Origin of the sequence: Mycobacterium sp. E2989 (assembly GCF_001667595.1) — a bacterium.
Classification (GTDB): domain Bacteria; phylum Actinomycetota; class Actinomycetes; order Mycobacteriales; family Mycobacteriaceae; genus Mycobacterium.
This window is the reverse complement of the sequence record NZ_LZJX01000018.1, coordinates 42,690-54,725: the sequence shown is the minus strand read 5'-3', so window position 1 is coordinate 54,725 and position 12,036 is coordinate 42,690. Positions and strand designations below refer to the sequence as shown.

Here is a 12,036-nt window from a genome sequence, read left to right as displayed (position 1 = left end):
CGAAGCTGCGGTCACCGATGGTGAGTTTCGAAGAGTCAGCCACCCTGCACCGCCGTCACCACCTCGAGCCGAGCACCATCGAAAAGCGTTGTCGTCCAACTGGAGCGGGGCAGCAGCGCGTCGTCCATGGCCACCGCGACGCCGCGGTCCGGGTAGCCCAGCGACTCCAGCAGCGCGGCCACCGTGGTCCGCTCGTCGACGTCGAGCTTGCGTTCGTTGACCACGACGATCATGACCGGGCTCCCACCGGGGCCAGTTCGGACACGATCTGTTCGGCGGTCCACGGCGCGAGCAGGAACCCCGATCGGCCGTGGCCGCCGGCCACCAGGGTTCGCTCGTCCAGGCGTTGCACCAGGGGCAGGTTGTCGGGTGTCATCGGGCGCAGCCCGGCGGCGCACTCGGCCAGTTCGTATTCGCCGAGCGCCGGCAACACCGCGCAGGCGTCGTCGCGCAGGTCGCGCACCCCCGAGACCACCGGGGCCGTGTCGCGCCCGTGCTCGTACTGGGTGGCGCCGACGACCACGCCGTCCGCGCGGGGCACCAGGTACACCTGCCGCCCGTGCACGCGGGCGCGAATGACGCGCTGCGGCACCGGCATACAGCCGCGCCGCCAGCGCAGCCGCAGTACCTCGCCCTTGACCGGGCGCACCGGCAGCCCGGGCCACAGCGCGGGAGCGTCGATGCCGTTGGCGATCACGACCGCATCGCCGTCGACCGCCGACAGGTCGCGCGCCGGCGGCGCCCAGCGCACCCCGAGGCGTTCGCATTCCGTCGACAGCGCGTCGAGCACCGCGCGGTTGTCCACCGCCAGCTCGGTCGGCGCGCGAAAGCCGTGCCGGATGCCTTGCGCCAGCAGCGGTTCCAAATCCCGCGCCGCGGACTCCCAGACCACCGGGTGCCCCTGCGCGGACAACCAGTCGGCGACGGTGCGCAGGTCCGCGACGTCGGCCCGGTCGACGGCCACCACCAACGACTCCCGGGCGGTCACCACGTGCGGCGGCAGCCCGTCGGTGAAGCCGCCCTCGCGCCAGAGCCGCAACGACTCCAGGCCCAGCCGCAACAACCGTTCCTCGCCGGGCCAGCCTTCGCTGTGCGGGGCCAGCATGCCGCCGGCGACCCAGGACGCGCCCTTGTCGGCGGTGCGGTGCACCCGCACCGACCAGCCGGCCTGCGCCGCGCGGCGCGCCACCGACAGCCCGATCACGCCGCCGCCGATGACCGCCAACGACCCGCGGTCTGCTGGCATGTTGGCCTCCCTTCGCCGGCATGACCCGGATCAGGTGTGACGGTAAGGGCAGGCGCGCCCACTCTCAGACCCCGTTCCCGGGACTCCCGTGTCTGTATGGTTCTTCGGCCTCCACGCTAGCGCGCTAGCGTCGCGGTGTGCATCAACGAGTTGATCGGCTGGCGGCCGCGCGGTTGTATCTGTGCACCGACGCGCGCCGGGAGCGGGGCGATCTGGCCGAGTTCGCCGACGCCGCGCTGGCCGGCGGGGTCGACATCATTCAGCTGCGCGACAAGGGGTCGCCCGGGGAGCAGCGGTTCGGGCCCCTCGAGGCGCGCGACGAGCTGGCGGCCTGCGAGATCCTGGCCGACGCGGCCCGCCGGCACGGCGCGCTGTTCGCAGTCAACGACCGGGCGGACATCGCCCGCGCGGCCGGCGCCGACGTGCTGCATCTGGGGCAGGGCGACCTGCCGCCGCACATCGCGCGCGATTTCGTCGGGCCGGACACGCTGCTGGGCCTGTCCAGCCACGACGCCGACCAGGCGACCGCGGCGGCTCGTTCTTCTGGGCCCGCCGGGCCCGATTACTTCTGCGTCGGCCCGTGCTGGCCAACCCCCACCAAACCGGGCCGCGCGGCGCCGGGACTGGCGCTGGTGCGGGCGGCCGCCGCGATCGGCGGACACAAGCCGTGGTTCGCGATCGGGGGCATCGACGCCCAGCGGTTGCCCGAGGTGCTCGCCGCGGGCGCCCGACGCGTCGTGGTGGTGCGCGCGATCACCGCGGCCGAAGACCCGCGGGACGCGGCGCAACGGCTCAGCTCAGCGCTTGCAGCAGCGAATTGATCCGGGGATGCGCCGGCGTCTCGTCGGCCTCGAGCGGGGGGCCCGGCATGCACCAGACGAAGACGCCGTCCTCGATCTCGATCGTGCGCGGCAGGTGCCGGCGTCGCTCGTCGGCGTCGCCCAGCGGCAGCAGCGCCGTGGCGCTGCGCAGCCGTTGCCAGCTCGCCGCGAAACCCGGATGCAGTGGCAGCTCGGCCACCTCGTCCTCGGCGACCCAGCGCATCTCGGCGCTCTCCCCGTTGGGCACCGTGGGCAGCAACTCGGCCGCGTCGGCGACCACCGTGGTGTAGGTCCAGCGCGCGCCGCCGAGCCCGGTGACCTCGGCGGTGACGACCGTCGAGCGCACCGTCAGCAGCTCGCCGGGCAGGCCGGCCTCCTCGTGCGCCTCGCGAACGGCGGTCTCCTCGGGCGACTCGTGGCTGTCGCGGGCGCCGCCGGGCAGGCCCCACGTCCCGCCCTGATGGCTCCACACCGCGCGGTGCTGCAGCAGCACCGCGGGGCTGCCGTCCGGCCGCGGGGCCCGCAGCAGCAGGCCCGCCGCGCCGAACCGGCCCCAATAGTGGGCGCCGCTGCGGGATACCACCCAACCGTCACCGTCGCCCTGCACGAGTTCAGGATAGGCACGTGATCGCTGGTCAATTGGTCTGCCTCCACCCATCCGCCGCAACATCCTCTTAGAATTCGCTTATTGAGTTCGTGAAGCGTTCCAGTGGTCGCGAAAGATGAGGGCTGATTCGACGTGACGGTTGAGCTGGCGCACCCGTCGACGGAGCCGCAGGGGTCGCGGTCGCCGGCCGAACCAGCCCATCCGCGCTGGTGGTTCATCTCCACCACGCCCGGCCGCATCCTGACCATCGGCATCGTGCTGGCCGTGCTCGGCGGTATCTGCGCCTTCGCCACCTCGACCACCATCAACCACCGCCAGCAGGTGCTGACCACGGTGCTCAACCACACCGAGCCGCTGTCGTTCGCCGCCGGGCGGCTGTACACCACGCTGTCGGTCGCCGACGCGGCGGCGGCCACCGCGTTCATCGCCGAGGCCGAGCCGCCACCGGTGCGGCAGCGCTACGAGCAGGCGATCACCGACGCGTCGGTGGCGGTGACCCGGGCGTCGAGCGGGCTCACCGACGAACCGCTGGTGCAGCTGCTGGGCCGGATCAACGCCGAACTCGCCGTCTACACCGGCCTGATCGAAATCGCACGTACCAACAACCGGGAGGGCAATCCCGTCGGGTCGTCGTACCTGTCGGAGGCCTCGGGGCTGATGCAGTCGACGATCCTGCCTGACGCCGCACAGCTGTATCAGGCCACCTCGGAGCGGGTGGACGCGGAAACCACCGCGTCCACGCAGATCCCGGCGCCGGTCATCCTGGTGGTCAGCGCCACCGCGGTCTTCGGGGCCTTCGCCCATCGGTGGCTGGCCCGCCGCACCCGGCGCCGAATAAACCCGGGCCTGGTCGTCGGCGGCCTCGCTATTCTCGTCATGGTGGTATGGGTCGGAACTGCGTTGACCATCTCCACGGCCGCCAGCCGGAGCGCCAAGAACACCGCCGCGGACTCGCTGCGGATCGTGACCAACGTCGCGATCACCGCGCAGCAGGCGCGCGCCGACGAGACGCTGTCGCTGATTCGCCGCGGGGACGAGGAGAAGCGCAAGCAGTCGTTCTATCAGCGCATCGACTCCATGCACTCCCAGCTCGACCAGTACATGGTCCGCAGCGACGCCGTCGACAAGCCCGACCTCGAAGGCGCCGACCAGCTGCTGCTGCGCTGGCGGCAGGCCAACGACCGGATCAACTCCTACATCTCGGTGGGCAACTACCGGGCCGCCACCCAGGTCGCGCTGGGCAGCAGCGAGAACGACTCCACGCCGGCGTTCGACAAGCTCGAGGACCAGCTGGTCAAGGCCATGGACCAGAGCCGCACGCACCTGCGCAACGACGTCCTCAACGCGCGGAGCGGGCTGTCCGGCGCCCAGGTCGGCGGGGTGGTGCTCAGCCTCGGCGCCGCCATCGCGGTGGCGCTGGGCCTGTGGCCGCGGCTGAAAGAGTATCGATGATGCCGCGCGCGCTCGCCGCGCTCGCCGCGCTGGCAACCGTGGGGGTGCTGGCGGGGTGCGCGCACACCGAACAGCTGACGGTGGCCACCGTGCCGACGCTGCCGCCGCCCACCCCGGTCGGCATGCAGCAGCTGCCGCCGGAGCCGCCGCTGCCGGCGGACGACGGCAGCCAGAACTGCGACCTGACGGCGAGCCTGCGGCCCTTCCCGAACAAGGCCGAGGCGGACGCCGCGGTCGCCGACATCCGCGCCCGCGGCCGGCTGATCGTCGGGCTGGACATCGGCAGCAACCTGTTCAGCTTCCGCGACCCGATCACCGGCGAAATCACCGGTTTCGACGTCGACATCGCCGGCGAGATCGCCCGCGACATCTTCGGCGCCCCCTCGCACGTCGAGTACCGCATCCTGTCATCCGACGAGCGCGTCACCGCCCTGCAGCGCTCCGAGGTCGACGTCGTGGTGAAGACCATGACCATCACCTGCGAGCGGCGCAAGCAGGTCAACTTCTCGACCGTCTACCTGGACGCCAACCAGCGCATCCTGGCGCCGCGGGATTCGTCGATCGCGAAGGTGGGCGACCTGTCCGGCAAGCGCGTGTGCGTGGCCAAGGGCACCACCTCGCTGCACCGGATCCGCCAGATCGACCCGCCGCCGGTGGTCGTGTCGGTGGTCAACTGGGCCGACTGCCTTGTGGCGATGCAGCAGCGCGAGATCGACGCCGTCAGCACCGACGACTCGATCCTCGCCGGGCTGGTCGAAGAGGACCCCTACCTGCACATCGTCGGGCCCAACATGGCCACCCAGCCCTACGGCATCGGGATCAACCTCACCAACACCGGGCTGGTCCGGTTCGTCAACGGCACCCTGGAGCGGATCCGCCGGGACGGCACGTGGAACACGTTGTACCGCAAGTGGTTGACGGTGCTGGGGCCCGCGCCCGCCCCGCCCACGCCGAGGTATCTGGACTGATGGCCGAGCCGGAGAAGACGGAACAGCCGGAATCCGCCGAAGACGTGAACCCCGGCACCCAACCGCCGGACACGCAGGGCGGCGGCCCGACGACGGGTCGCATCCAGGCCACCCAGGCGCTGTTCCGGCCCGACTTCGACGACGATGACGACGACGACTTCCCGCACATCTCGCTGGGCACCATGGACAGCGATCCGCAGCTGACGGTGGGGACGCGGGTGCTGCCGCCCGTCAGGCACCTCGGCGGCGGCCTGGTCGAGATTCCGCGGGTGCGGGACATCGACCCGGTCGAGGCCCTGATGACCAATCCCGTTGTGCCGGAGGGCAAGCGGTTCTGCTGGAACTGCGGCAAACCGGTCGGCCGGTCCGGCAAGGAGGGCAAGGGCAAGTCGGAGGGCTGGTGCCCCGCCTGCGGCAGCGCGTATTCGTTTCTGCCCCAGCTGAATCCGGGTGACATCGTCGCGGGCCAGTACGAGGTCAAGGGCTGCATCGCCCACGGCGGCCTGGGCTGGGTGTACCTGGCGGTCGACCACAACGTCAATGACCGCCCGGTAGTCCTCAAGGGCTTGGTCCACTCCGGTGACGCGGAGGCGCAGGCGATCGCGATGGCCGAACGGCAGTTCCTGGCCGAGGTGGTGCACCCGCAGATCGTGCAGATCTTCAACTTCGTGGAACACAAGGACCGGCAAGGCAATCCGGTCGGCTACATCGTCATGGAGTACATCGGCGGGCAGCCGCTCAAGCACGGCAAGGACAAGAAGCTGCCGGTCGCCGAGGCCATCGCCTACCTGCTGGAGATCCTGCCGGCGCTGACGTACCTGCACTCCATCGGCCTGGTCTACAACGACCTCAAGCCGGAGAACATCATGCTCACCGAGGAGCAGCTGAAGCTGATCGACCTGGGCGCGGTGTCGCGGGTCAACTCGTTCGGCTACCTCTACGGCACGCCCGGCTTCCAGGCGCCGGAGATCGTGCGGACCGGCCCGACCGTCGCCACCGACATCTACACCGTCGGGCGCACGCTCGCGGCGCTGACGGTGAACCTGTCCACCCGCAACGGCCGCTACGTCGACGGCCTGCCCGAAGACGACCCGGTGCTCAAGGAATACGACTCGTACCGCCGGTTGCTGCGCCGCGCCACCGACCCGGACCCGCGGCGCCGGTTCGCCAGCACCGAGGAGCTCTCCGCCCAGCTGATGGGCGTCCTGCGGGAGGTGGTCGCCCAGGACACCGGGGTGCCGCGGCCCGGGCTGTCGACCATCTTCAGCCCCAGCCGCTCCACGTTCGGGGTGGACCTGCTGGTCGCGCACACCGACGTCTACCTGGACGGCCAGGTGCACTCCGAGCGGCTGACGGCCCGGGAGATCGTGACCGCGCTGCAGGTGCCGCTCGTCGACCCGGCCGACGTCGCGGCGCCGGTCCTGCAGGCGACCGTGCTGTCCCAGCCCGTGCAGACGTTGGACTCCTTGCGCGCGGCCCGCCACGGCACGCTGGACGCCGACGGCGTCGAGGTGTCCGAGTCGATCGAACTGCCGCTGATGGAGGTCCGCGCGCTGCTGGACCTGGGCGACGTCGCCAAGGCCACCCGGAAGCTGGACGATCTGGCCGAGCGGGTGGGCTGGCAGTGGCGATTGGTCTGGTACCGGGCCGTCGCCGAGCTTCTCACCGGCGACTACGACTCCGCCACAACGCATTTCACCGAGGTGCTGGACACCTTCCCGGGCGAGCTGGCGCCCAAGCTGGCGTTGGCCGCCACGGCCGAGCTGGCCGGGGACGTCGACGAGCAGAAGTATTACCAGACGGTGTGGAAGACCAACGACGGCGTGATCTCGGCGGCTTTCGGGCTGGCGCGATGGCTGTCAACGGAGGGCGATCGAGCCGCCGCGGTGCGCACGCTGGACGAGGTACCGCCCACCTCAAGGCATTTCACCACCGCGCGCCTGACCAGCGCGGTGACCCTGCTGTCCGGCCGGTCGAAGAGCGAGATCAGCGAGGAGGACATCCGCGACGCCGCCCGGCGGGTCGAGGCGCTGCCGCCCACCGAACCCCGGGTGCTGCAGATCCGCGCGCTGGTGCTGGGTTGCGCGATGGACTGGCTGGAGGACAACGAGGCCAGCACCAACCACATCCTCGGATTTCCGTTCACCGAGCACGGGCTGCGGCTTGGCGTCGAGGCCGCGCTGCGCAACCTGGCCCGGGTCGCGCCCACCCAACGGCATCGCTACGCGTTGGTGGACATGGCCAACAAGGTGCGGCCGACCAGCACGTTCTAGGGCTTTTGCCCTGCCCTCTTCGCGTGTTCGCCCGATCGCGTGTGCGTCCAGGGCGGCGACACGCCGACAAAGGCCACCACCAGCTCACGCGCGATGCCGAGGATTCACTGCCGATTTCGTCATAGCCGCCCGCACCCGGCGGACGATGCTTGCGGGACGGTCCTCGGCGACGACCCGGACGACGATCCACCCCATCCGTTCCAGCATTTCGGTCCGGCGAATGTCTTTGATGTACTGCCGCCGGTCGGTGCGGTGTTGGTCGCCGTCGTACTCGACGGCCACCATGTCCTCCTCCCAGCCGAGGTCAAGATAGGCAACCGGAATTCCGTCCACACCCAACACCGGTATCTGGGTCTGTGGCCGCGGCAGGCCCGCGTCGATCAGGAGCAGCCGCAGGTAGGTCTCCCTTGGCGATTGGGCACCCGGGTCGACCAACTCCAGCGCGGCTTCCAGCCGCCGCAGGCCGGGTGAGCCGGGATGGCGTCGCGCGACGCGCACCACGTCGTCGACCTTGAAACCCGTCGCCCGGGCCAGCGCGTCCAGCCGCGCCACGGCCGAGCGCACCGCGCCGCGCCGGCCGATGTCGAAGGCGGTGCGCTCGGGCGTGCTCACCGGATAGCCGCCGATCATCTGCGTCTCGCCGTCGAGCAAGGCGCCGCGCCGCGTCAGCACGCCGGGCGGCGGGCGGCCGTTGGTGTGCGCCAGCTCGACGGGCACATCGTCGGGAATCCATTCGGCCCCATGCAATCTAGCGGCTGCCGCCCCGACCACCGTGCCTCGGCGCCCCGACCACAGCCAGGCCGCCCGAATGCGCTGCTCCAGCGAGAGACGGGCGTCATTCGATACGTAGACGTTCGGAAAGACGGCGCGATAACGCGCCCGCAGTTCGTGGCGGCTCAGCGCGCGTGACCGCAGGGCCTCGCTGCCGATGAACGGTTTTTCCATGCCGGGCAGATTCCCACCGCGGCGGCGGCCGGGGTGCGCGGCCATCCACAGGGAAAACATAGGTACATGCCGCACAGTTGACGCATGCCTGGGCAGTCCACCGCATGGATCACCACGGCCCGCGCGCTGCGTCGGGCCGGGTTCGGGGTGACCGGACCCGAGGTGGACGCCGCGCTGAGCGACGACTGGGCAAGTCACGTCGACGCCATGCTGGCCGCGAACCCCGACGCCGACCCCGGCGCGATCGCCACCCCGATGCCCACCCTGCCGCCGCCCCGACCGCCGGGAAAGGGCGCCGCGCCCGCGGCGCGCAAGCAATACAACCAGCAGCTGTCCGAACAACAGGGAGCGCTCACCGACTGGTGGCTGCGCCGCATGGTCAGCGTGCGGCAGCCGTTGCGGGAGAAGTTGACCCTGTTGTGGCACAACCACTTCGCCACCTCGGCGCAAAAGGTGCGGGTGGCGGCGTACATGGCCGCACAGAACCAGAAGCTGCGGAGCCTGTCGCTGGGCGACTTCCGCACCCTGGCCTACACGATGCTGACCGACGCGGCGATGCTGCGCTGGCTGGACGGGCAGCGCAGCACCGCCAAGGCGCCCAATGAGAACCTCGCGCGGGAATTCATGGAGCTGTTCGCCCTTGGCCACGGCAACGGCTACACCGAGGACGACGTACGCAACGGCGCCCGCGCGCTGACGGGGTGGGTGATCGGAGAGGACGGCCGCACCTCGATGGCACCGCGGCGCCACGACGGCTCGGCCAAGAAGCTGTTCGGGCAGACCGGCGATTTCGACGCCGCGGGATTCTGCGATGCGGTGCTGGCGCAGCCCAAGTCGGCGGAGTACGTTGCCGGACGGTTGTGGCAGCAGTTGGCCTCCGACGATCCGCCGTCGGGCCACGCGCTCGACCGGCTGGTCTCCGCCTACGGGCCGAGCCGCGACCTGGGCGCGCTCACGCGGGCCATCCTCACCGACGACGAATTCACCGGCGGCCGTGCCACTGTCGTCAACCCCCCGGTCGAATGGCTCGTCGGTGTGATGCGCGCGTTGCGGGTACCCGTCGACGCATCCACGCGGCAGGTCGCCGACGGCGCGCTGCGCGCGCTCGGGCAGCGGCCCTTCTATCCCCCGAGCGTGGGCGGCTGGCCGCAGGGCCAAGTATGGCTGTCCACCGCCAGCGCCGAGGCGCGGCTGCGGATCGCCGGCCGGCTGGCACACGCCGGCGACCTGTCCGGCATCGAGGGCGCCGCCCGGGGTGACCGCATCGACGCGGTCGGCTACCTGTTCGGCGTCGGAGATTGGTCGGACCGGACCGCCGCCGCGCTGCGACCGCTGACCGGCACCCCGCCGCTGCTGGTGGCGGCCGCCGTTAACACGCCCGAATACCTGACGTCCTAACGAGATCCGAAAATGCCCGAGATGAACCGCCGCAAGTTCCTGGTCGCCAGCGCGGGCGTCGGCGCGGCCGGCCTGTTGTCGACGGCCGTGGCGGTCAGCTGGCCCGACCTGATGCGCGCGGCCCAGGACCGGCCGCTGTCCGACGGCGCCGGCGTGCTGGTGCTCGTGACGCTGTACGGCGGCAACGACGGCATCAACACCCTGATCCCCTACGGGGACAACGCCTATCACGATGCCCGGCCCGAGCTCGCCTACGGCCCCGGCGAGGTTCTGCGCCTCGACGAGACGCTGGGTCTCAACCCCGCGCTCAAGGGTCTGGCCCAGTTGTGGGGCGGCCGGCAGCTGGCCATCGTGCGCGGCGTGGGCTATCCGCGGCCCGACCACAGCCACTTCCGGTCGATGGATATCTGGCAAACGGCGTCGCCGGCTGAGCCCGTGTCGACCGGCTGGATCGGCCGCTGGCTCGATGCAACCGGCGACGACCCGCTGCGCGCGGTCAACATCGGTCCCGTCCTCCCGCCGCTGGCGGTCGGGGAAAAGTTCACCGCCGCGGCGCTTTCCACCGCTTCGGCGCCGGCGGGGCGGGGGGCAGACGCGCTGATGGAGGCGCTCGGCACCGGCGACCCCGACGACACCCCCGCGATGGCCGCGGTGTGCAAGGCCTACCGGGCCGCACGCACCACCGCCAAGGCGTTTGAATCGATCAAAGTCGCTGGACAACAGCGTAATTCGCTCTCGACGCAGCTGGGCATGGTGGCCGAAGCGGTGAAGTCTCGCGTGCCGACGCGGGTGTACACGGTGCAACTGGGTGGCTTCGACACCCACGCTTCAGAGCGCGACACACAGCAACGCCTGCTCGGGACGTTCGACGACGCGGTAACCAAATTCCTGCGGGAGGTGGGCGACCGCAACGTCGTCGTGATGGCGTATTCGGAGTTCGGCCGCCGGGTGCGCGCCAACGCCTCCCAAGGCACCGATCACGGCACGGCCGGGCCCGTCTTCGTTGCCGGCACACCCGTTCGGGGCGGTTTCTACGGCGACGAGCCCAGCCTCACCGACCTCGACAACGGGGACCTGAAGTACACCACCGACTTTCGCGACGTGTACCACGAATTGCTGGTGCGGACGGTCGGAGCGGATCCCACGCCGTCGGTGGGCGCCGGGCGAAAGAGCCTGGGCTTCCTAACCGCTTAACACGCTCACACAGTCGCGGGCGATGGCCAGCTCCTCGTTGGTCGGGATGACCAGCACGGCGACCGGAGATTCCTCGGCGGAGATCTGCCGGGCGCCCTTGCCGCCGCCCAGGTTACGGCGCTGGTCGAGCACGATGCCCAACTCTTCCAGCCCAGCCAGTCCGTCGCGGCGCACGGCCGCGTCGTTCTCCCCGATGCCGCCGGTGAAGGTGATGACATCGGTGTGCCCCAGCACCGCCAGGTAGGCGCCAACGTATTTACGCAGCCGATGGGTGAACACGCTGTAGGCCAATTGCGCCGCGCCGTCTCCGGATTCGATCATCTCGCGCAACCTTCGGAAGTCCCGCTCGCCGGACAGGCCCAGCACCCCCGACCGCTGATTGAGCATGGACTCCACCTCGTCGACGCCCATCTTCGCGGTGTGACACAGGTAGGCGACGATGCTGGGGTCGATGTCACCGCTGCGGGTGCCCATCACCAGGCCCTCCAGCGGGGTGAGGCCCATCGACGTGTCGAGGGGCCGGTTACCGGCGATCGCCGACGCGGAGCAGCCGTTACCCAAATGCAGCACAATCTGTTTCAGCCCGCCCAGCGGCCGGCCCAGGAACGCGGCGGCCTGTTGGCTCACGTACCGGTGTGACGTGCCATGGAATCCGTAGCGGCGGATCTGCCAGCGTTCGGCCACCCGACGGTCGATCGCATAGGTGGCCGCCGCGGGCGGCATGTCGTGGAAGAACGCCGTGTCGAACACCGCGATGTGGACAATGTCGGGCAGCAGCTTGCGCGCCACCTCGATGCCCTTCACCGCCGGCGGGTTGTGCAACGGCGCCAGCTCCGACAGCTCGTCGAGCTTGTCGATCACCGCGTCATCCACCGGGGTGGGCTTGTAGAACGTGTTGCCACCGTGCACGACTCGATGCCCCACCGCCACCAGGCCGCAGGCACGCAGGTCGATCCCCTTCTCCGACAGCGCGTCGAACGCCTGGCGCAGCGCCGCGTCGTGGTCGGCGACCGGGGAGGACTCCTCGCCGATCCGTTCCACGTTGCCGGTCGCCCGGGCCTCACCCGAATCGGGATCGACCAGCTGGTATTTCAGCGAGGACGATCCCGAGTTGATCACCAGCACAACCCGA

The 12,036-nt window shown here is 70.5% G+C and carries 11 protein-coding genes and 1 riboswitch; of the genes, 6 read left to right on the top strand and 5 right to left on the bottom strand.

Annotation, left to right across the window (positions count from 1 at the left end; translation table 11 throughout):
• Positions 1 to 35: 35 nt before the first annotated feature.
• Both thiS and thiO read right to left on the bottom strand, forming a co-directional pair.
• On the bottom strand, positions 36 to 233 hold the full coding sequence (gene thiS, locus A5680_RS04315) for a sulfur carrier protein ThiS (protein ID WP_055403834.1): 198 nt from the start codon (positions 231 to 233) through the stop codon (positions 36 to 38).
• Positions 230 to 1,246 carry a glycine oxidase ThiO gene (gene thiO, locus A5680_RS04310; protein WP_067816684.1) on the bottom strand — a complete coding sequence of 339 codons (1,017 nt, stop codon included), beginning with the start codon at positions 1,244 to 1,246 and terminating at the stop codon, positions 230 to 232. The genes thiS and thiO overlap by 4 nt, the downstream gene beginning before the upstream one ends.
• Positions 1,237 to 1,346: riboswitch (TPP riboswitch) on the bottom strand. Its footprint overlaps the gene before it by 10 nt.
• A 37-nt stretch (positions 1,347 to 1,383) precedes the next feature.
• Here thiO and thiE point away from each other — a divergent pair.
• Positions 1,384 to 2,067, top strand: a complete 684-nt coding sequence (thiE, locus tag A5680_RS04305) for a thiamine phosphate synthase (RefSeq protein WP_067816542.1) — start codon at positions 1,384 to 1,386, stop codon at positions 2,065 to 2,067.
• Here thiE and A5680_RS04300 read toward each other — a convergent pair.
• Positions 2,039 to 2,674, bottom strand: coding sequence for an NUDIX hydrolase (locus tag A5680_RS04300; RefSeq protein WP_055403831.1), 636 nt, complete (start codon positions 2,672 to 2,674; stop codon positions 2,039 to 2,041). The two genes, thiE and A5680_RS04300, sit on opposite strands and share 29 nt — an antisense overlap.
• Before the next feature lie 132 nt (positions 2,675 to 2,806).
• Between A5680_RS04300 and glnX the strand changes: the two genes are divergently transcribed.
• From glnX to A5680_RS04285, 3 genes are read left to right on the top strand one after another with little or no spacing between them, the layout of a single operon-like run.
• Positions 2,807 to 4,126, top strand: a complete 1,320-nt coding sequence (gene glnX, locus A5680_RS04295) for a protein kinase G-activating protein GlnX (RefSeq protein WP_055403830.1) — start codon at positions 2,807 to 2,809, stop codon at positions 4,124 to 4,126.
• Positions 4,123 to 5,094 (top strand): glutamate ABC transporter substrate-binding protein, encoded by a 972-nt coding sequence (locus A5680_RS04290; protein ID WP_067816539.1) that lies wholly within the window; start codon positions 4,123 to 4,125, stop codon positions 5,092 to 5,094. Before glnX ends, A5680_RS04290 begins: the two co-directional genes overlap by 4 nt.
• Entirely contained in the window at positions 5,094 to 7,367 is a 2,274-nt protein-coding gene (locus tag A5680_RS04285) for a serine/threonine-protein kinase PknG (protein WP_067816536.1), read from the top strand. The genes A5680_RS04290 and A5680_RS04285 overlap by 1 nt, the downstream gene beginning before the upstream one ends.
• Before the next feature lie 84 nt (positions 7,368 to 7,451).
• Here A5680_RS04285 and A5680_RS04280 read toward each other — a convergent pair whose 3' ends face one another.
• The gene (locus tag A5680_RS04280) at positions 7,452 to 8,312 is read right to left on the bottom strand and encodes a DUF559 domain-containing protein (RefSeq protein ID WP_067816681.1); all 861 of its coding nucleotides are present in this window, start codon (positions 8,310 to 8,312) and stop codon (positions 7,452 to 7,454) included.
• 84 nt (positions 8,313 to 8,396) lie between these two features.
• On the opposite strand from A5680_RS04280, the gene A5680_RS04275 reads away from it, so the two are divergent.
• A complete protein-coding gene (locus A5680_RS04275) occupies positions 8,397 to 9,710 on the top strand; it encodes a DUF1800 domain-containing protein (protein WP_067816521.1) in 1,314 nt (437 codons plus the stop codon).
• 12 nt (positions 9,711 to 9,722) lie between these two features.
• Positions 9,723 to 10,904, top strand: coding sequence for a DUF1501 domain-containing protein (locus A5680_RS04270; protein WP_067816518.1), 1,182 nt, complete (start codon positions 9,723 to 9,725; stop codon positions 10,902 to 10,904).
• Here the strand turns inward: A5680_RS04270 and A5680_RS04265 are convergent.
• A complete protein-coding gene (locus tag A5680_RS04265; protein WP_055403825.1) occupies positions 10,893 to 12,029 on the bottom strand; it encodes an acetate kinase in 1,137 nt (378 codons plus the stop codon). The genes A5680_RS04270 and A5680_RS04265 overlap by 12 nt on opposite strands.
• Between the last annotated feature and the right edge of the window lie 7 nt (positions 12,030 to 12,036).